We start from the raw sequence: 19,083 nt of genomic DNA, 5'->3' as shown, positions 1-19,083 counted from the left end.
GCTCGTGGAATCAGTCGGTGGCTTCGGGCACGCGCAGGTCGACGTGCGGCACGGCGGGCGGCAGGGTCAGCAAGTCGTGCGTGAACAGACCAGCGTCCGCTATGGACGGTTGGAAACCGTTCTTCGGGTAGAACTCCGCCACGGCGCCGTTCTTGGCGGTCGGCCGGTACTCGGCGGTCACCGCCGTCGCCCCGGACTCGCGGGCGCGGGCGAGCAGCGCGTGCACCACGGCGTCCTCGACGCCGCGGGCAAGCACTCGGCAGGACAGCAGGAAGTTGTCGATGTGACAGGCGCCCTCGGTCCGGGTGAGGAAGACCGCGCCGACGACGCCGTGCTCGCCGAAGCGGTCGGCGCAGCGCACCCCGAACACCTCGCGGCCCGGGTCGGCGAGCGCGGCGGTGACCGCGGCGACGTCGAGCCGGATGGTGGTGAGGTTGAACTGGTTGGTGCGCTGGGTGATCTGCGAGATACGGCCGATTTCGGCTTCGCTGGGCCGGAACAGCTCGACGGTGGTGCCGAGCTGGGCCAGGTACTCGGCCAGCGACTCGGTGCGCTCGCGGAACTCCAGCCGCTTGCGCTCGGTGCGGTAGCGCTCGCCGCGCGCCCGGTCCTCGTCGGTGACCCGCTGGGTGGTGAACCAGCCGTCGGCGAGCAGGGCGTGCAGGTGCAGGGCTGGTTCGTCGGCGTCGACGGCGATCACCGGCACCTCGGGCACGGTCGCCCGGACCAGGCCGCGCTCACTCGCCGAGTCGTCGATGAACACCAGGCTGTCCACGCCGATGTTGAGCTGCTCGGCGATCTGGCGCAGGTTGTCCGGCTTCGCGCCCCAGTTCGCCACTAACGCCACCAAGTCGTCTTCGCGCAGCGTCAGGTCGGGGTTGTCGCGCAGGGCCGCGCGCACCCGGTCCTCGTCGTTCTTGCTGCACACCGCGAGCAGCAACCCTTGCGCGGCAAGCTGTTTGGCCGCCTTCTGCACGGCGGTGAACGCCTCGCCGACCGGGCCGTCCCCGGTGACGATCCCGGTCGGCCCGTCCTCGGCCAGCACACCGCCCCAGGTCGTGCCGTCCAGGTCGAGCACGAGGCACTTGCTGGTGCGCCCGCGCAGCGCCCGCGCCACGTGCCCGATCTCGCGGGCCAGCGCGGCGAGCACGTCGTCGGAGAACTGGACCTTGGTGTAGGCGGCCATGCGCGGGTCCAACAGCGGCCCCGCGACGCCGACCAGCGGTTCCAGGTCGAGCACGAACACCCCGGCGTGGTCGACGGCCAGCCGCAGCAGCCGGGCCTCGAACTCGCGCCAGGCGATGCCCAGCAGCGCCCGCGAGCGCAGGTCCACGATCTGCGCCGCCCAGTGCCGGGGCAGCGGCACGGTGGTGAGCACCAGCGCCCCGGCGTGGTCGCGCCGGTAGGCCCCGGTCAGCGCCTCGACCGACTCGGCGTGCTCGGCCAGCGCGGCGGCGACGTCCTCGACCGTCCACGGCGTGGAGAGCGCGCCGAACACCTCGTCGGCGTCGAGCACGCACACGGTGAGGTCCGGTTCAGTGCCGAACAACGGGTTCGCCGGGTCGCGCAGCTCCATGGCGTGCTGCCGGTATCCGCCGAGCCGCACGTCCGGGACGAACCCGTGCCGCGCGAGCTGCGCGGTCAGCGGGGCCTGGATCGGTTGCAGCGCCGAGCTTCCGGTGACCGCGACGGTGAACCGGGCCAGCGCCGGGTCCACGTCTGATATGTCCACTCTGGACAGAACCGCGCCCGCGCGGCGCAGCCCGGTGTCATCGAGCCCGGCGAGCAGGCCGGGCACTTCCCGGTAGCGCGCGGCCAGCTCGCCGGTGGTGTGCAGGTCCCGCAGGACGGTGTGGCTCATCTTCCCTCCAGGGTGAAGCCGCCCTTGAGCCACTTGCTGGACTCGATGGCGACCGCGACCGCCCGGTGGCCGGGGCCAAGCCGCGGCGCCAGGGCGTCGAGTTGCAGGAACGGCAGCGCGTTGCCGTTGTTGCCGGTCTCGGCGACGCAGCTCACCTCGGTCGCGCCGTCCACAGCCAATTCCTTGACGATGCGCTGCGTCATCCGGCCGGAAAGCTGCGGCGGCAACAGGAACGACACCGAACTGGAGTCCCAGCCCGCCCGGTCGAGCAGTTCGTGCAGCACCTCGACAGCCATCCCGGGCACCCGCTCCTCAATCGCCTTGTAGTCCTCGGCGACCGACCGCGCCCCCTCGGGCTGCCCCGTCTCGCCCCACCAGTGGATGACCTGCGCGGGGTCGCGGCCGAGGCCGGTGAAGCGGTTGAGCACGCTGGTGAGCCGCATCGGCGCGCCTTCGTCGTCCGCGGAGAGCACCGCGGCGCCCGCGCCGTCGCCGAAGAGCACGTAGTTGATCAGCTCGCCGGGCGGGGTGGCGCTGGTGTCCCGGTCGAGCACCAGGTGCTTGGCGCACACGTCGCCGCCGATGACCAGGCCGGTGCGGCGGTCCTCGTCGAGCAGCCGCGCGCCGATGTCGAGCGCCTGCACCGCGCCCGCGCAGCCGGACTGCAACTGGTAGGTGGCCACCTGGTCGATGCCGAGCCGGTCGGCGACCAGGTTGACCGTCGCGGGCATCAGCATGTCCGGGGTGGCGGTGCCGAGCACCAGGAAGTCGATGTCGGCCGCCTCGACGCCCGCCCGGCTCATCGCCTGCGCTGCCGCGGCCGAGGCGAGGTCGGCCAGGGTGTGCGTCTGCTCCCCGGTCTCCAGGTCGACGGCGAAATGCCGGGTCCGGGTGCCGACGAACAGCTCCACCCACTGCGCGTTCGTGCCGAACCGCCGCGCCATGGCGTCGTTGTCGACCGGGTCGCCCGGCAGCGCCGCCCCGGTCGCCAGGATGAATGTGTCGGTGTTCATCGCCTGCTCACCGCTTGCCTTCCTGCGAGACTTCGGCCGCGAACGCCAGCAGCTCGCCGACGGTCGTGACCCGGGGGAGGAGTTCTTCGACCGGGATCGGCTCGGTGAGCCGCAGCACCTCGGTCAGCTGGTCGCCCAGCTGCATCACCATGATCGAGTCGAAGCCCAGGTCCTCGTGCAGCTTCGCCTCGGGCGCCAGGTCGGCGACCGCGTAGTCGCCGATCTCGGCGACCGCGGCCAGCACGGCGTCGACCGGGCCGTCGCCCAGTCGCCGAACCGGGCGCTCGGACCGCGGGGACACCTGGTCCTCGGTGACCGTCTTCTCGGTGACCACCGAGGCGGTGTTTCCCCGCACGGTCGCCGCGCTGGCCCAGAACCGCTCGGTGTCGGCGAAGACGTAGCCGGGCAGCCTGCGCGGGACGCGCTGGCCGTCGCGGTAGAGCCGGTCCCAGTCCAGGTCCATGCCGTCGCTGTAGAGCGTGGCCAGCGTCGCGGCGAACTCCGCGCCGGTCGCCGCCGCGCCCGGGACCGGCACCAGCCGCTTCGCCCCGCCGGTCAGCCCGGCGCGGACGGCCAGGCCGAGCAGCACGCCGCGCGGCCCGATCTCCACCAGGTGCGTCGGCTCCCGCCGGGCCAGCGCCGCCATCGCGTCGGCGAAGCGCACCGGCGCGGTGATCTGCTCGACCCAGTACGCCGGGTCCAGCTCGTCGCCCGCCGCGAACCGGCCGCGCACCGTCGAGGCGAACGCAGCGGTGGCAGGCCGGGGAGCAGCGATGCCGCTGAACGCCCGGTCGCCGAAATCCCGGGCGGCCTGCGTCATCAGCGGGGAGTGGAAGCCATGGGAGACAACGAGTTCGGTCACCTTGCGGCCGGACTCGGCGAGGGCGGCCGCGATCCGACGCGCGCCGCCCGCGTCGCCGGAGAGCACGACGCTGTCCGGGCCGTTGACGGCCGCGATCGACACCAGCGGCTCGGCCGCCACCAGGTCGGCGACCTCGTCCGCGCCCGCCCGCACGGCGATCATGGCCCCGCCCGGCGGCAGCGCCTGCATCAGCGCGCCCCGGGTGGCGATCATGGCCGCTGCCTCCGCCAGGGTCAGCACCCCGGTCGCGCAGGCCGCGGCGAACTCGCCGACGCTGTGGCCCAGCACCGCGTCCGGGCGCACGCCCAGGTCGGCCAGCGCCGCGGCGAGCGCGTACTGGAGCGCGAACAGGGCGGGCTGGGTCAGCGCGGTGGCGTCCACGCCGAGGCCGTCGCGCTCCTTGCCATCCAAGGCGATTGCGCTGATCGAGACGCCCAAGTGCGGGCGCAGCGCGGCGTCCGCCTCGGCCAGCCGGTCGCGGAACGGCGGGCACGCCGCGCGCAGCGCCGCGCCCATCCCGGCGAACTGGGAGCCCTGGCCGGTGAACAGGAACGCGACCTTCGGCTTGCCCCGCTGCTCGGTGGGAATCGAGTCGCGCAACAGCCCGCGCAACTCGGCCCGCGCCTGGGCCACCGAGGTCGCCGCGAGCGCGACCCGCTGCCGCAGCCCCGACTTCACCCGGTTCGTGCTGTGGCACAGCTGCCCCAGCCGCTCGTCCGGCTGCCCCTCCACGGCCTCGGCGAGCGCCGCGATGTTGCGCCGCAGCGCGGCGGCGGTGTTCGCCGACACGGTGAGGACCCCGACGCCGCCCGGCTCGGCGGGCCGCCGCACCACCGGCGCGCTGGCGAGCACGACGTGCGCGTTGGTGCCGCCGAGCCCGAAGCTGCTGACCGCCCCGCGGACGGTTCCGTTGGCGCCCTTGGGAAGCCGGACCGCGCCGCGCGCCAGCCGCAGCCCCTGCTCGGCGAGCTTGAGCCGGGGACTCTCGGTCTCGCTGTGCAGCGTCGGCGGCAGCACCCGGCGGTCCAGCGCCAGGCACGCCTTGATCAGCCCGGCGATCCCAGCCGCGCCCTCGGCGTGCCCGATGTTGCCCTTCACCGAGCCCAGCAGGCACGGCTGCGGGCGCGGCCCGCCGTGCACCGCGCCCAGCGCCTTGACCTCGATCATGTCGCCCAGCGTCGTGCCGGTGCCGTGGCCCTCGACGAAGGCGATGTCCCGCGGCCGCACCCCCGCCCGCGCGTAGGCGGCGGTGAGCACGCTCTCCTGCGACCACCGGCTCGGCGCGGTGATGCCGTTGCTGCGCCCGTCCTGGTTGACCGCGCTGCCCTCGATGACCGCGTACACCGGCTGCCGGTCGGCCAGCGCGTCCGACAGCCGCCGCAGCACCACCACGCCGACGCCCTCGCCGCGGCCGATGCCGTCGGCCGCCCCGCTGAACGGCTTGCACCGGCCGTCCGGCGCGGACAGCCCCGCCTGGGTGTAGAAGATCGACAGCGCCGGGGTGAGCATCAGGTTGACCCCGGCGACGATCGCCTGGTCGCAGTCGCCCGCCCGGATCGCGTTCGCGGCCAGGTGAGTGGCCACCAGCGACGACGAGCACGCCGTGTCCACGGCGGTGCTGGGGCCGCGCAGGTCGAGGTGGTAGGAGACCCGGTTGGCGGCCATGCAGTAGCCGTTGCCCGACCCGCGGTGCGCGGTCAGGCCCGGGTAGTCCGACAGGTGCAGCGTCGCCCACTCGCTGGACATCATCCCGACGAACACGCCCGTCGCGCTGCCCGCCAGCGCCCCAGGGGCGACCCCGGAGTCCTCCACCGCGCGCCAAGCCGCCTGCAACAGCATCCGCTGCTGCGGGTCCATCGCGGCCGCCTCGCGGGGCGAGACGCCGAAGAACTCGAAGTCGAACGCGTCCGGGTCGGACATGAAGGCCCCGAACCGGGTGTTGACCCGCCCGGCGCCCCCGGCCGCGTCGTGGAAGGCCGCGCCGTCCCAGCGCGGCGCGGGCACCTCGGACACGCCGTGCTCGCCGCGGACCAGCATGTCCCAGAACGCGTCCTTGTCCCCCGCCCCGGGGAACCGGCAGTCGATCCCGACCACCGCGATGTGCTCCGACCCGGTCGTCATCAGGTGGCCGCCGGACGCTCGATCTCGGCGCGCAGGTACGCGGCCATCGCGTTGACCGTCGGGTAGTCCCAGGCCAGCGTCGGCTCGACCACCAGGGTGAGGGTGTCCTCGATGTCGCCGCACAGGCTCAGCGCGTAGACCGAGTCCAGGCCGTACTCGGCCAGCGGCAGGTCCCGGTCGATCGCGTCGGCGGTGGTGTCCAGGTACGCCGCGACCCGGCCCGCGAGCCACTCGGCCAGGTCGGCGGGGATGGGCGCGATGGTGGCGGCGTCGGTGGAAGTCCCGGGAGTGGGCATGAGAGGCGTCCTTCTGTGTTCGAGGGCTGATTTCGGTCACGGGGCCAGGGATCGGTGGACAAGGTCGCGGTCGAGGCAGAAACCGACGCCGCTGGCGGCGCGGTCCACGAGGTCGCCGAAGAGCGCTTCCTCGGCGTCGGGGCGGAACACGGGCAGCGCGGCCGAGGGGCGCAGCCGTTCGGCGAGCCGGTCGAGCGCGAGTTCGGCCCAGCCCTCCGGTGCGTCGCCGTGCCGCGCTTGGCCGAGAACCGCGGCGGCGGCGAGCAGCAGCGCGTACCGCTCGGTCAGCGCGAGCGCCGCCGGGCCTGCCGCGACGCCCGTTTCCCGCGGGGACATGGCCGCCGCCGCGTCGGTCAGCGCGGCGAGTTCGGCGGCGATGGCGGGCGGTGTGCCGTCGTCGCGCAGGACCGCCAGCAGCGGGTCGCCCGCGGGGGCGAACAGGCGCAGCTTCGCCAGATCGAGTTCGGGCAGCGGGGCGGCGGTGTCGAACACCGCGGCGGGCGCGGCGTCGCCGGTCCCGCGCAGCAGCCGGGGAAGCTGCGGCAGGATCGTGAGCTGGCAGGACACCCCGCCCGCGTGGCCGATGCCCAGCGGCGGCAGGTCGCGCATGTGCTTGCCGAACCCCGCGTACTCGCCTTCGCGCAGGTAGAAGCGGGCGCCGAGGATCACCGACAGGGCGTTCATGGCGTCTTCGAGCAGCAGCGGGACCAGGTACTTCGCCGCCGCCGCGCAGGCGCTCGCGCTGGCGGGCAGCACGTGCAGCGCCCGGGTCACCGCGGTCACCATGGCGTCCGCGGTGAGCAGGTCGGCGTACGCGCCTGCCAGCGTCGAGCGGGCGTGCGGCAACTCGGCGACGGTCCGGCCGTAGAGCCTGCGGTCCAAAGCGAACCGCAGCACTCCGAACAGGCCCGCGTCCAGGATTCCCAGCCCCGCGCCCGCCATCACCGCGCGGCTGACCTGGAACGAGCGCAGCGCCAGGTCCGGGCCCGCGCCGACTTCGCCCACGAGAGCGCTGTCAGGGACCGCGCAGCCGTCGAACTCGAACCCGGCGAGCGCGCAGCCGCGCAGTCCCAGGGTGCGGTAGCGGGGGAGGCGGCGGAAGCGCTCCTGGTCGAGCCGGGTGAGGTCCACCAGCAGCAGGGAGTGGTCCCGGCCGCCGCCGCGCGTGTCGGTGCGGGCGAACAGGACCGCGGCGACCGCGCGGCCCGCGTTGTTGATGACTTCCTTGCGCCCGTTGAGGATCAGCGAGTCGCCGGTGCGGTTCGCGGAGAACTCGTTGCCCGTCAAGTCGTTGCCGCGCCCCAGCTCGTGGTAGCCCACGGAGACTTTCCCGTTGCCCAGCAGCGCGTCGGCGAGCCACTTGCGCTGGACGTCCGAGCCGCCCAGCCAGACGTTGAGCCCGGCCATGAACGAGGTGACCCCGTAGCCCAGCCCCAGCGCGGCGTCCCGCCGGAAAACCGGACGCAGCCTGCGAACCAGGGCGTCCACCTCGGTCAGTCGCCCGCCGAGCCGCTCGGGCACGAACTCGGCGTTGAGCCCGACCTCGTCCAGCACGGCCTCCGCACCGTCGGGCAGTTCGGCCCGCTCGTCGGCGGCGACGATCGCGGCGTGGCCGAACGGGTTCGCCTCGTCGTACGGGTCGCCGAACCGCTCTTCCAAGTCGTTTGCGCTGTCTTTCCTGCCGTGGGTGGTCATGCCGTTCGTGCTCACAGTCCAGCCTCCGCGAGTCGGACGTCGAACAGCGAGGGCAGCAGGCCCGCGCCCACCTGCTCGCGCAGCACCGCGAACGCGGTCTCGTACATGCTGTCCGGGGCCGGGGCGGACACCCCGACGGCGGCGAGCAGCCGGTCCAGGGCCAGCGTCGGCCATACCCCGTTCCGCCACAGCGCGGCGTTCGGGCCGGACGCGGCGGCGTCCCGGTTGCGCAGCCACAGCTGCACCACCTCGGCGGCGCCGAGGCAGGCCGCGAGCTTGCCCGCGAGGACGAACGACGACGTCGGCACGGCCACCGGAACCGAAGGCTGCGCGCGGATGACCGCGTACAGGTCGTCCAAAGTGGACAACAAGGTCCGCGCGGAAGCGGCCAGCGGAGCCAACCGGTCGTCGTGCGCGGCCAGCGCCTCGATCTCGGCGACCGCCGCGGGCAGGCCCAGCAGGAAACTGGACCCCCGACGCGGCAACAGCGACAGTCGCTCGTGCCGCGCCGGGGCGAGGGGGAGGGACACTGTCGCTGCGGCGCGGACGCCCTCGGCGTCCGGCTCCACCCCCTTGTCGGCCGTGCGCACCAGAATGGGGAACAGGTTGACCAGGGAATTGAGGTTCACCAGCGTGTTGCCGTCGAACAGCGACACGATCCGGTGGTCGCGCTCGACCTTGCCGAACGCCCCGTGCTCGTGCGCGTCGCGCAGCAGCGACCGCGCGCCGACGAGTCTGCGCAGCCGCGCGATCATCGCCTCGGTGCGGGTCGGCACCAGGTATTTCGCGGCCGCCGCCAGCACCGACATCTCGCCGGTGAGCGTCTGGACCGAGCGGGCGGAGACCACCGAGACCGCCTCGGCGAGCAGGTGGTCGGCGAACGCGGTGGCCAAGACCCGTCGTGCTGCGGGCAGGTCGGCGAGCCCGCGCCCGTAGAGCTCCCGGCCCAGCGCGAAGCGGGTCGCCACCCCCAGGGCGTGGTCACTCGCGCCCAGCGACAGCGCGCAGCACAGCGTCCGGGTGAGCTGAAGTCCTTTGAGGACACTCTCCAGGCCTGCGCCCGGTCCGCCGATCAGGTCGCCCGGCCCGAGCAGGGCGCCGTCGAACGCGACGCCGCTGATGTCCGCGCCCCGGATGCCGTGCGTGCGCTGCTTGGGCAGATGCCGGTAGGACTCCGTCGCCAGCGCGGACTTCTCCACGAAGAACACGCCGAACCCGCGCGGGCCGCCCCCGGCCGAGGTGCGGGCGAGCACGCACAGCGCCGCGCCCCGGGTGGCGTTGTTGATCAGCCACTTCTCGCCGTCGAGCAGGTAGCCGCCCGCCTCGGGCGTCGCGGTCACCTCGCCCGCCAGCAGGTCGCTGCCGTGCGCCCGCTCGGTCAGCGCCCAGCTCACCGGGACGCCCGCGCCGACCAGCGCGCCGACCCGCTCGGCCTGCGCCCGGGTCCCGCCCACCCACACGCTGACCGCGCCCAGGTAGGTCTTGCCGTGCGCGACCGCGACGGTCACATCTCGCCGGGCGACCATCCGCATCGTCTGGAGGCAATCCTGGTAGTCGGCGAGCCCGCCGCCGAACTCGACCGGGACGTAGTGCCGCGCCAGGCCGAACTCGTCCAGCGCGCGGCAGATCTCGGCCGGGAACTCGTCGGCGTCGTCCAGGTCCGCGCAGCGGGCGTAGGAGAACACCGCGGCCGGGTCGCCGGGGTCGCCCAGCGCCCGCTCCAGGCGCTCGGCGTCGGCGAAGGCGGAATACCTCATCGCACGGCCCCGGAAATCACGGCCCCGGAAACCTCAGTGGGCTTGGTGGTTTCAGCGGTCTCAGTGGTCTCGGCGGTCAGTTCCGGCGGTGTGGCCAGCTTGCCCGCGAGGAACTTCGAGCGCATCTCCCCGCGCCGGATCTTGCCGCTGGTGGTGCGCGCCACGCCGCCGCGCGGCAGCAGCACCAGTTCGGCGATGTGCACGTCGAACTCCGCGCGCACCTCGGCGCGGACGCTCGCCAGCAGGTCGGTGACCGGGGTGCCGTTGAGCGCGGACGCCTTGATCTCGTGCACCAGCACCAGCCGCTCGGGCCGCTCACCGACCACAAAGGACGCCCCGACCCCGGCCTGCAACGCGGGGTGCGCCCGGCGGGCGGTGTGCTCGATGTCGTGCGGATACAGGTTGCGGCCGTTGACGATCAGCATGTCCTTGAGCCGCCCGGTGACATACAGCTCGCCGTCGACCAGCGCGCCGATGTCACCGGTGCGCAGGTACCCCGGCTCGCCGTCGGCGACCGCGTTGAACGTCGCCTCGGTCAGCTCCGGCTGCTTCCAGTAGCCCGCCGCGACACTGTCCCCGCGCACCCAGATCTCGCCGGTCCGCCCATCCGGCAGCACCGTGTGGGTGTCCGGGTCGACGATGCGGATCTCGAACCCGAGCGTCGAGCCGCTGCCGACCAGGGCGCGCCCGCCCGGCGCGGCCGTCGCGACGATCTCGTTGCGCTCCAACGCCCTCGGATCGACCACAATGGACCGACGGCCGTCGCGGCTGCCGGTGACGAACAGCGTCGTCTCCGCAAGGCCGTAGCAGGGGAACACCGCATCGGGCCGCAGCCCGGCCGCGGCGAAGCGCTCGGTGAAGGCCTCGACGGTGTGCGCCTGGATCGGCTCGGAGCCGTTGAGGACCCAGCGGACCGAGGACAGGTCCAGGGTGGCCAGCTGCTCGTCGCTGATCCGCCGCACCGCGAGGTCGAAGGCGAAGTTCGGCGCGACGCCGATCGACGCGCGGTGCTCGCTGACCGCCCACAGCCACAGGTACGGGCGCTTGAGGAAGGTCATCGGCGACATGAACACCGAGGTCCCGCCCAGGTAGAGCGGGTGCAGCAGCTGCCCGATCAAACCCATGTCGTGGAACTGCGGCAGCCAGCCGCACACGGTGGTCTCCGCGTCGGTGCCCAGTGCCAGCCGGATCTCCTCCTCGTTGTGCAGCAGGTTCGCGTGCGTGACCACCACGCCCTTGGGGTCGCTGGTCGAACCGGAGGTGTACTGCAGGAAGGCGATGGTCGCGCCGTCGAGGGCGGGCCGCGACCAGGCGTCGGCCAGGTCCTCGGGCAGCGCGTCCACCGCGGCGACCCCGACCGCGTCGCCCAGGTCCGAGCGCTCCGCCCACGCGGTGACGGCATCGATCGCGGTGGCGTGGCTGAGCACGGCCCGCACGGCGGCGTCCCGGGCGATCCCGGCGACCCGGCTCATGCCGCGGCCGTTGCTGTCGGGCATCGGCGCGGGCACCGCGACGACCCCGGCGTAGAGGCACCCCAGGAACCCGACCATGAACTCGGGTCCGGGCAGGAACAGCAGCAACGCCCGGTCACCGCGCCCGGTTCGCTCGCCCAGCCACGCGGCGACCCGGCGGGCCCGGCGGTCGAGTTCGGCGTACCCGATCGCGCGCTCGGACACGCCTGCGCCGGAGTCGGCCAGAAACACCAGCGCGGCCTTGTCGCCCTGCTCGGCGACCCGCTCACGGAAATGGCTGACGAAATCGCCGCTGTTGCTCACGAAAAACCCCTCACGGCCGTGTTTCCAGTCCGGGACACCACTGTCCACGGGTGGTCTTAAGGTCGCGGCTGACCAGCCCTAAAGTCCGGCTATCGCGGGTCTTACGCCCCTCCGAACAGGGGTTTTACCCCTACGGCGCTGCCTCTAGCGTGTCGGGGGAAGGCAGGAGACACCTTGTGGCGAAACGGAGTCGGCGATGACCCCGGTCGGTGAGCCTGGCGCGGAGTTCGGCGGCGGCCTGCGCGCCGCCAAGGGCTCGCTGCGCGTGCTGCATGATATGTATTCGGCCCGGATAGCGTATTTCGACGCCGCCATTCGGTCCCGTTTTCTGGACCGGCCGTGCTCGGCGGCGAGGGTGCTCGACATCGGCTGCGGCGGCCAGGTCGGCGCGGCGCTGGCCCAGGTCGGCTATGACGTCACCAGCGTCGACCTGACCGCGGGGGCGGGACAGGCCCCGGAGTCCACAGTAGACAGACGGCCGGGTTCGGCGTACGACCTGCCTTTCGCCGACCGCGCCGCCGATGTGGTCGTGGTCTCCGACGTGCTCGCGCAGCTGCGCGACGTGCCCGCGGGGATCGCCCAGATCACCCGGGTGCTGCGGCCCGGCGGGCTGCTGCTGTTCGACGCGATCAACCGGACCGTGCGCAGCTACCTGGTCACGATCCTGCTCGCCGAACGGGTGCTGCGGGTCCGGCGGCCCGGCACGCACGACTGGCGGATGTTCATCCGGCCCGGCGAGTTGCGCGCCGCGCTCGCCGAACACGGCATCGTCCTCGCCGAGATCAGGGGCCTGATGCCCGCGCGCCCGCCGCACCGGCTGATCGGCTCGGTCCTGCGCGGCCGCGGCCTCGCCGAGTTCGAGCTGAACAACTCCGTCGGCGTCGGCTATGTCGGCCACGGCGTCAAGGAACCGGCCCGCTTCAGCGCCGTCCGCTAGCCACCCGGCCGCTCGGTTCGTCGGTCGTGCGGCAGGCTCGCCACCCGGTTCGCCAGCCGCACGACCCGTCGGCCGTCGCGCCCGCTCCGAGGCGCCCGCCGGTCAGCGGCCCGAGTTCTCCCGCTTCTGCAACCGGAAGTACGCGTCGCTGAGCACCCGGCGCTGGAGGAACGGGCTGGCGTTCATGGCGCGGTAGAGGCTGGTGCGCAAAAACACGCCCGCCTTGCTGCCGAAGGTGAACATGCGCTCCTGCCGCAGTTGCAGCGCCCGCGACCGGCGCACCTCCGGCTCGCGCAGCCGCTGGAACTCCGCGGTCGCCTCGGTCGTCGCGGCCCGGTGGTCGGGTCGGCGCACCGCCTTGGCGAGCATCGGCGCCAGCGTCACCGCGTCGATCAGCGCGTGGTTGACGCCCTGGCCGAGCACCGGGGACAGGGTGTGCGCCGCGTCGCCGATGACCACCAGGCCGGGGCGGGACCAGCGCGGCACGATCGTGGTGAAGATGTCGAGCATGGAGGTGTCGGAGTAGCTGGTGACCTTCGCCCGGACCAGCTCGGACAGCTCCGGAGCCAGTTCGTCGATCTTGGCGTGCAGCGCGCCGATCCCCTGGGCGCGCAACTGTTTGAGGCCGCCCTTGGGGATGTTGAAGCCCACCCGCACCATGTCCGGGTAGGTGGGGATGAACAGCCCGTGCCGGTCCCCGGAGATCCGCACGCGGTAGGTCTCCGGGTCCCACGACGGCGGCAGCGGCGCCTTGAACCACACCACGTCCCGGTCCAGCGGGATGCGCGTGTTCTCCAGGCCGGACATCTCCAACACCTTGCTGTAGCGCCCATCGGCGCCAACGGTGACCTTCGCGGAGATCTCCGCCTCGCCGTCGGGGCCCTTGACCAGCACCCCGGTCACCGCGCCGCCCGCGCGGAGCAGGCCGACCATCGACGTCTTGCGCAGCAGGGTGAAGGTGTCGAACCCGCTCGCCGCCGCGTCGAGAACGCCGAGCAGCGTGGGCTGCGGCAGCTCCAGCGGGTACCGGTGCGGGTAGCGGTAGTCGCGGAACTCGCTGCGCAGCACCGTGCGGCCCGCCTCAGTGATCTCCATCCGCTCGGTGGTCAGCGCGCCCTCGGCCTTGATCTTCTCCAGCACGCCGAGCCGGTCGAGCACGAACACCGCGTCCGGGGAGACCGACTCGCCGCGGAAGGACCGGTTGAAGTGCCCGCTCTGCTCCACCACGACGACCTCGACGCCCTGGCGCGCGAGCACCAGCCCGAGGGCCAGTCCCGCGGGCCCGCCTCCGACGACGCAGACATCGACTGCCATTGGACCCATCGGTTCGTCTCCTCCAGCCGCCGGATTCTCCCAGCCAGCTTCCCCGGGCCCGCTATGCCGACCGCGGGAGCCGCGCTGAAGCGGCGCTTAACCGGGCAGGTTCCACCGGGCGGGCGCCCGCGGTGGCGTTCGCGCTTCGGTGAACCGGTTACCTCGCGGGTAACGACTCGCTATTCATGAATATGCCGGGAGCGGTCCCGGCTGCCATTGCGCGGCCAGGATGCGTCGATGTTGTTAGCGAGAGGTGAACTGCGAATGATCACGCATTCGGGCTAGCCTGGTTGGGCTCCTCGGTGGATTACCCACGCTTGTCGAAAGCGGGCACACTGACATCATTGGTCACATGTTCTGGTTCGCCGCGTGCAGCGGCGGGCGAATCGCGAAGTCGCACGCCCGCGGTCACCGGGCCGGTGGTCGAGGTCGTGTCCCGGTTATGTGAATCATCGTCATGTCGAACCGGTTCAGTCCGGGGGATGCGGAGAAATGGAATACCGAGTATTGGGACCGTTGCAGGTGATCGGCTCCGGGGAGACCCCTCGCGCGCTGAAAGCCGCCAAGGTCAAGATCCTGCTGGCCACCCTGCTGGTGCGCGCCAACGAGGTCGTCACCCTCGACGCGCTCCTCGGGTCGATGTGGGGCAACCACGGCCCGCGCAGCGCGCGGACCGCCCTGCACGTCTACGTCTCGCAGCTGCGCAAGTTCCTCGGCGAGGACGGCGCGGGCGCCAGCCCGGTGCAGACCTGCGCAGGCGGCTACCTGCTCGCGGCCGACCAGGCGGACATCGACTTCCTGGTGGTCGAGCGCCTGATCGGCGACGGGAGCAGGCTGCTCGCCGCCGGGGACGACGACGCGGCGGCGAAGACCCTGGCCGCGGCGCTGTCGATGTGGCGCGGGTCGACCCTGCACGGCCTGCACGACAGCCCGCTGCTGCGCAACGCCGCCATCCGCCTCGACGAGCTTCGGGTGTCCGCGGTCGAGATGCGGGTGGAGGCGGACCTCGCCCTCGGCCGCGACCGGCACCTCATCGGCGAGCTGCTCACCATGGTCAGCGAGCACCCGTTCCGGGAGGCGTTCTACCGGCAGCTCATGATCGCCCTGTACCGCTCGGAACGGCAGTCCGACGCGCTGCGCGTCTACTCCCAGCTGCGCGGCACGCTCAATCGCGAACTCGGCCTGGAACCGTGCCGAATACTGCGCGCGCTCCATCAGGCGATCCTGCGCGCCGACCAGACCCTGGACCCCTTTTTCGCTCCCCGCGCCGCGGTCTGACCATCTTTGAGAATGCATGGTGGGAGTCCCGTGTGAATCCCTGCCGGGCTGGTCGGTGGCCCGAAGTGAATCCACCGGTCAGGGGTCCCGGAAAATCCGGCGGGTTCAGTGGTGGATAGGGGTTGCGCCCCGGCGAATAGTGGGGCGCGATTTCGCCGCCGGTCCGGGTGATCACGGGCATGGGGCCGGTCGGCCGTTGGGTAGAGTCATCGGCACTGGTCAGGGTGGCGAGAGACAGGGGTGCGGTCATGAGTGTCGAGTTCGTGGTCCACCCGTCCGACCACCCCCTGGCCGCGGCCGAGCGCGCGGCGATCCTGGCCGCCCCCGGCTTCGGCAAGCACTTCACCGACCACATGGCCACCGCGACCTGGACCCCGGACACCGGCTGGCGCGACCGCAGGGTGAGCGCGCTGGCCCCGTTCAGCCTGCACCCCAGCGCCGCCGTGCTGCACTACGCGCAGGAGATCTTCGAGGGCCTCAAGGCCTACCGGCACGCCGACGGCGGCGTCTGGCTGTTCCGCCCGGAGATGAACGCCCGCCGCTTCGCCCGGTCCGCCCGGCGGCTCGCGATGCCGGAACTGGACGAAGAGTCCTTCGTGCGCGGCGTCGAGGCGCTGGTCCGCGCGGACGAGGCCTGGGTGCCCGACGGCGGCAGCGAGCACAGCCTGTACCTGCGCCCGTTCATGTTCGCCGCCGAGGCGTTCCTCGGCGTCCGCCCAGCGGAGGAGTTCGTCTTCTCGGTGATCGCCTCCCCGGCGGGCCCCTACTTCGCCGCGGGCGTCGCGGGCGTCACCCTCTGGATCAGCGCCGAGTACACCCGAGCGGCCCCCGGCGGCACCGGCGCTGCCAAGTGCGGCGGCAACTACGCAGGCAGCCTCGCCGCCCAGCGTGAGGCCCGCGAACACGGCTGCGACCAGGTCCTCTACCTGGACAGCGCCGACCGGAACAAGCTGGAGGAGTCGGGCACCATGAACCTGTGCCTGATCACCGCGACCGGCGAGCTGATCACCCCCGGCCTCGGCACCATCCTCGACGGCGTCACCAGGGACAGCGTCCTGGCCCTGGCCCCCGACCACAACCTGACCCCGGTCGAACGCCCCGTCACCCGCGCCGAACTCAGCGAGGGCTGCCGCACCGGCGCCATCACCGAGGTCTTCGCCACCGGCACCGCCGCCGTGATCACCCCCATCACCGCCTTCCGCTCCCCGACCGACGACTTCACAGTCGGAGACGGCGCACCAGGCAAGACCACCCTCACCTTGCGCGAGCACATACTCGACATCCAGTACGGCCGCACCCAGGACACCCGGGGCTGGCTCCACCGCGTCCTCTGAGCGGACGGCCGATCAGCGCCGGAAGTGCGCGGTGGCGGTGAGCGCCGGGGCCGTCGGGGAGCCGCAGCGATGGGTGACCTCGACATCCAGGGCGGTCAGCGCGCCGTCGGCCGGGTCCCGGGCCAGCGAGGTGATGGTGAACTCGGCGTAGTCGTCGCCGCAGCCGAAGCCGTTGGAGACCACCTCGATGCCGGGGCCCTCCGGGTGTCGGTGCCGGTTGCGGACCCCGGTGTAGGCGCCCGCTTCCAGCGGTGTGCCCCCCGGCCCGGTTAGCTCGACGCGCAGGTAGTCGGAGCCGGTGCTGTTCTGGCCGTCGACCTTGACCACCCCGTCGAACTCCCACACCATCACCTCGTTGGCTGGCGTCGACCACGACGCACCGCGGCCGTCGACCGGCCACGCGCCCGCCTCGGCCTGGTACGCCAGGCTCGCGCCCGGCTCGTCCGCCTGCGCCGCGGGCGCCACCGCGGCGACCAGCGCCGCGACGGCCCCCAGTGCGAGCATTCCCATGGCTCTCCCTCCACCGAACCGCCCCGGCGGGGCGGAATCGGCTCAAGATTGCCGCATCTCGCGGGCGTGCGTCCCCGTTATCGCCGAACTCACCGCAACAGCTCGCCGAACGAGGCCAGTGCGTACGCCGCGACCGACTGTCCCACATGGACACCGACCTCGTCCGCCGTGCGACTGTGGATGCCTGACCACACTCGGGCGTCGACGTTGTCGCGGGTCAACTCCTGCCAGCTTCGGTACGTGACCGTCAGCCCGGGGGCGGTGGGGCTGGCGACGGTGAACGGCCGCTTCGCGCGCGCCCCAACCAAAGCCGTCAGCACCCCTTCAGCGGCTCCCGCGTAGCTGGCGTGCCCGCTCGGATAGTCCGGATGCGCCGGGGTGACATGCAGCGGCGTCCACCCCGCCTCCCCGCTGGCGCGGATCTCGGTGACCGGCCGCCAAGCGAGGTAGGCGTACTTGGCGTCGGACGTCGCGATCTGCGTGTCCACCGCGATCACATGGAACGCCGCGACCAGCCCAGCCCGCCACGCCGACCCCCGCCACGATCGGGTACGTGCCGGTGCGATTCCCCACCGGGACCGGCGTTCTCGGTAGCGTGGCGGTAGGGGATCGGGGGGTTGAGATGGCCACGGGGATGGTCGTCGTCGACGACGGCGAATTGAGTTACGAAATCCAGGGCGCGGGGAGCCCGGTGGTGCTGCTGCACGCGGGCGTGCTCACCGGGCGGATGTGGGACGACCAGGTGGCGCGGCTGGCGCGGCAGCACACTGTCGTGCGCTACGACGCCCGTGGCCACGGCGCGTCCGCTACGCCGAGAAAGCCGTTCGCCCACTACGAGGACCTGCGGCGGCTGTTCGCGGCGCTCGGCATCGAGCGGGCGGCCCTGGTCGGCCTGTCGCTGGGGGCGCGCACATCGATCGACTTCGCGCTCGCCTACCCGCACCTGGTCGACCGCCTCCTGCTGGCCGCCCCCGGCATCAGCGGCATGACCTTGCGCGACCCGTTCATCCTCGGCCAGCTCGCCCGACTCACCGAGGCCGCCGAGGCGGGCGACACCGGCGCTGCCGTCGAATGTGTGATGCGGATGTGGGTGGACGGTCCGCACCGCCTGCCCGAGGAGACGGACCGGACCACGCGGGACCTGTGCCACGGGTTGATGACCGACACCATCGCCCGCCACGGCGCGGCCGCGATGACCCTGGCGACCGAGCTGGGCGCGATCGACCGGGTGGCCGAGTTAACCGCGCCCACCCTGCTCCTCGTCGGAGACCTGGATTCCAGCGACATCCACGCCGTGGCCGACCTCGTCGCGAGCAAGGCGCCCGATGCCGGCAAACAGGTCGTCCCCGGCGCGGGCCACATGGTCAACCTCGACCGCCGCGCCGAGTTCGACCGCGCCCTGCTCGGCTTCCTGAACGGCTCCGTCCACTGAGTCTGGTCGGCTGTGGTGCGAACCACTGACCGCGCACCGGCGATCCGCGCCAGGATGGAGCGCGCGGACAAACGATCGCAGCTGGTCGCGGTGCGGCGCACGCCGACTGGCGACCGCGAAGGAGGCAGCGGCATGGGCGGTGGGGCGGACGTGGGCCGCGGTGGCGCGGGCGGGGGTTCCGAAGCCGTCGGCGGCAGCGGTGATCGTCGGGGGGCCGCGGGGGTCGGCCGAGGGGACGATCGGCAGGGGGTCGGCGGTCGGGGCGCGGGCATCGCGGGCCGGGGGGTGGAATGCGAGGCGCACGTCGACGCGGGGGTGCGGCGGGTCTGGGAACTGGTGACCGACATCGAGCTTTCCGTTCGGTTCAGTGAGGAACTGCGGCGCGTGCGGTGGCTGGGCGGTGCCTCCTCGCCCGCGCTGGGCGCGCGGTTCGAGGGGTACAACCACAACCCGATGCTGGGCGACTGGCGGACGGTGTCCCATGTGGTCGACCTGTCCGCCCCGCACACGTTCGCCTGGGCGGTGGTCGATCCCGACGGCCGCTTCGGCGACACGGCACCCGATCCCACCGCGCCCGCCGCCACCTGGCGCTTCACCCTCACCCCCGACGGGGACGGGACGCTGGTGCGCTACGCCGTCCGCTTCGGTTCCGCCCGCTCGGGGCTCACTCTGGCCGTCGAGCGCTTTCCCGACCGGGCGGAGGCGATCGTCGCGGGCAGGCTCGACGCGCTGCGCGCGAGCATGGCCCGCACCCTCGACGGCATCAAGGCCATCGCGGAAGGGCCCACAGTGGTCGCCGGTCCGGCTTGACCACGCCTGGCTTGACCACGCCTGGCTTGACCACGCCTGGCTTGACCACGCCTGGCTTGACCACGCCTGGCTTGACCACGCCTGGCTT

The 19,083-nt window shown here is 72.7% G+C and carries 15 protein-coding genes; 5 read left to right on the top strand and 10 right to left on the bottom strand.

What is annotated here, in order from left to right; all coding sequences use genetic code 11:
• Positions 1 to 10 precede the first annotated feature (10 nt).
• From BLS56_RS29430 to BLS56_RS29400, 7 genes are read right to left on the bottom strand one after another with little or no spacing between them, the layout of a single operon-like run.
• Positions 11 to 1,861, bottom strand: coding sequence for an HAD-IIIC family phosphatase (locus BLS56_RS29430; RefSeq protein WP_091457621.1), 1,851 nt, complete (start codon positions 1,859 to 1,861; stop codon positions 11 to 13).
• Complete coding sequence (locus BLS56_RS29425; protein ID WP_091457619.1) at positions 1,858 to 2,874, bottom strand: 3-oxoacyl-ACP synthase III family protein; 1,017 nt, start codon at positions 2,872 to 2,874, stop codon at positions 1,858 to 1,860. The genes BLS56_RS29430 and BLS56_RS29425 overlap by 4 nt, the downstream gene beginning before the upstream one ends.
• A gap of 7 nt (positions 2,875 to 2,881) precedes the next feature.
• A complete protein-coding gene (locus BLS56_RS29420; RefSeq protein ID WP_091457617.1) occupies positions 2,882 to 5,857 on the bottom strand; it encodes a type I polyketide synthase in 2,976 nt (991 codons plus the stop codon).
• Positions 5,857 to 6,153, bottom strand: a complete 297-nt coding sequence (locus BLS56_RS29415; RefSeq protein WP_091457615.1) for an acyl carrier protein — start codon at positions 6,151 to 6,153, stop codon at positions 5,857 to 5,859. The genes BLS56_RS29420 and BLS56_RS29415 overlap by 1 nt, the downstream gene beginning before the upstream one ends.
• Positions 6,154 to 6,189: 36 nt before the next feature.
• Positions 6,190 to 7,863, bottom strand: a complete 1,674-nt coding sequence (locus BLS56_RS29410; protein ID WP_175483106.1) for an acyl-CoA dehydrogenase — start codon at positions 7,861 to 7,863, stop codon at positions 6,190 to 6,192.
• Entirely contained in the window at positions 7,860 to 9,605 is a 1,746-nt protein-coding gene (locus tag BLS56_RS29405; protein WP_091457610.1) for an acyl-CoA dehydrogenase family protein, read from the bottom strand. The genes BLS56_RS29410 and BLS56_RS29405 overlap by 4 nt, the downstream gene beginning before the upstream one ends.
• Complete coding sequence (locus BLS56_RS29400; RefSeq protein ID WP_091457608.1) at positions 9,602 to 11,380, bottom strand: fatty acyl-AMP ligase; 1,779 nt, start codon at positions 11,378 to 11,380, stop codon at positions 9,602 to 9,604. Before BLS56_RS29400 ends, BLS56_RS29405 begins: the two co-directional genes overlap by 4 nt.
• A 196-nt stretch (positions 11,381 to 11,576) precedes the next feature.
• On the opposite strand from BLS56_RS29400, the gene ubiG reads away from it, so the two are divergent.
• Positions 11,577 to 12,317: a bifunctional 2-polyprenyl-6-hydroxyphenol methylase/3-demethylubiquinol 3-O-methyltransferase UbiG gene (gene ubiG / locus BLS56_RS29395; protein ID WP_091457605.1), complete on the top strand. Its 741-nt coding sequence runs from the start codon at positions 11,577 to 11,579 to the stop codon at positions 12,315 to 12,317.
• 102 nt (positions 12,318 to 12,419) lie between these two features.
• Here ubiG and BLS56_RS29390 read toward each other — a convergent pair whose 3' ends face one another.
• The gene (locus BLS56_RS29390) at positions 12,420 to 13,640 is read right to left on the bottom strand and encodes an FAD-dependent monooxygenase (RefSeq protein WP_228772035.1); all 1,221 of its coding nucleotides are present in this window, start codon (positions 13,638 to 13,640) and stop codon (positions 12,420 to 12,422) included.
• Between the two features lie 483 nt (positions 13,641 to 14,123).
• Here BLS56_RS29390 and BLS56_RS29385 point away from each other — a divergent pair, with 483 nt between their 5' ends.
• On the top strand, positions 14,124 to 14,909 hold the full coding sequence (locus BLS56_RS29385) for an AfsR/SARP family transcriptional regulator (protein ID WP_091457600.1): 786 nt from the start codon (positions 14,124 to 14,126) through the stop codon (positions 14,907 to 14,909).
• Between the two features lie 248 nt (positions 14,910 to 15,157).
• Complete coding sequence (locus BLS56_RS29380; RefSeq protein WP_091457598.1) at positions 15,158 to 16,243, top strand: branched-chain amino acid aminotransferase; 1,086 nt, start codon at positions 15,158 to 15,160, stop codon at positions 16,241 to 16,243.
• A 12-nt stretch (positions 16,244 to 16,255) separates the two neighbouring features.
• Here the strand turns inward: BLS56_RS29380 and BLS56_RS29375 are convergent, their stop codons facing one another.
• Complete coding sequence (locus BLS56_RS29375) at positions 16,256 to 16,753, bottom strand: hypothetical protein (RefSeq protein WP_139191064.1); 498 nt, start codon at positions 16,751 to 16,753, stop codon at positions 16,256 to 16,258.
• An 89-nt stretch (positions 16,754 to 16,842) separates the two neighbouring features.
• Positions 16,843 to 17,241, bottom strand: coding sequence for a vanadium-dependent haloperoxidase (locus BLS56_RS29370; RefSeq protein ID WP_228772034.1), 399 nt, complete (start codon positions 17,239 to 17,241; stop codon positions 16,843 to 16,845).
• Positions 17,242 to 17,375: 134 nt separating this feature from the next.
• On the opposite strand from BLS56_RS29370, the gene BLS56_RS29365 reads away from it, so the two are divergent.
• Entirely contained in the window at positions 17,376 to 18,185 is an 810-nt protein-coding gene (locus BLS56_RS29365; protein ID WP_091457591.1) for an alpha/beta fold hydrolase, read from the top strand.
• Between the two features lie 15 nt (positions 18,186 to 18,200).
• Positions 18,201 to 18,995, top strand: a complete 795-nt coding sequence (locus BLS56_RS29360) for an SRPBCC family protein (protein WP_228772033.1) — start codon at positions 18,201 to 18,203, stop codon at positions 18,993 to 18,995.
• The last annotated feature ends 88 nt before the right edge of the window (positions 18,996 to 19,083 follow it).

This window comes from Actinokineospora iranica (genome assembly GCF_900101685.1).
In the GTDB taxonomy this organism is placed as follows: domain Bacteria; phylum Actinomycetota; class Actinomycetes; order Mycobacteriales; family Pseudonocardiaceae; genus Actinokineospora; species Actinokineospora iranica.
Note: the sequence above shows the minus strand (reverse complement) of the source record. Positions and strands in the feature narration are given on the sequence as shown.

Excerpts from the sequence above, each read along its gene's own strand:
- ubiG (WP_091457605.1), top strand. The coding sequence starts at position 11,577 with ATGACCCCGGTCGGTGAGCCTGGCGCGGAGTTCGGCGGCGGCCTGCGC.
- BLS56_RS29430 (WP_091457621.1), bottom strand. The coding sequence starts at position 1,861 with ATGAGCCACACCGTCCTGCGGGACCTGCACACCACCGGCGAGCTGGCC.
- BLS56_RS29375 (WP_139191064.1), bottom strand. The coding sequence starts at position 16,753 with ATGGGAATGCTCGCACTGGGGGCCGTCGCGGCGCTGGTCGCCGCGGTG.
- BLS56_RS29420 (WP_091457617.1), bottom strand. The coding sequence starts at position 5,857 with ATGACGACCGGGTCGGAGCACATCGCGGTGGTCGGGATCGACTGCCGG.
- BLS56_RS29405 (WP_091457610.1), bottom strand. The coding sequence starts at position 9,605 with ATGAGGTATTCCGCCTTCGCCGACGCCGAGCGCCTGGAGCGGGCGCTG.
- BLS56_RS29390 (WP_228772035.1), bottom strand. The coding sequence starts at position 13,640 with ATGGGTCCAATGGCAGTCGATGTCTGCGTCGTCGGAGGCGGGCCCGCG.
- BLS56_RS29365 (WP_091457591.1), top strand. The coding sequence starts at position 17,376 with ATGGCCACGGGGATGGTCGTCGTCGACGACGGCGAATTGAGTTACGAA.
- BLS56_RS29380 (WP_091457598.1), top strand. The coding sequence starts at position 15,158 with ATGAGTGTCGAGTTCGTGGTCCACCCGTCCGACCACCCCCTGGCCGCG.
- BLS56_RS29385 (WP_091457600.1), top strand. The coding sequence starts at position 14,124 with ATGGAATACCGAGTATTGGGACCGTTGCAGGTGATCGGCTCCGGGGAG.
- BLS56_RS29415 (WP_091457615.1), bottom strand. The coding sequence starts at position 6,153 with ATGCCCACTCCCGGGACTTCCACCGACGCCGCCACCATCGCGCCCATC.
- BLS56_RS29425 (WP_091457619.1), bottom strand. The coding sequence starts at position 2,874 with ATGAACACCGACACATTCATCCTGGCGACCGGGGCGGCGCTGCCGGGC.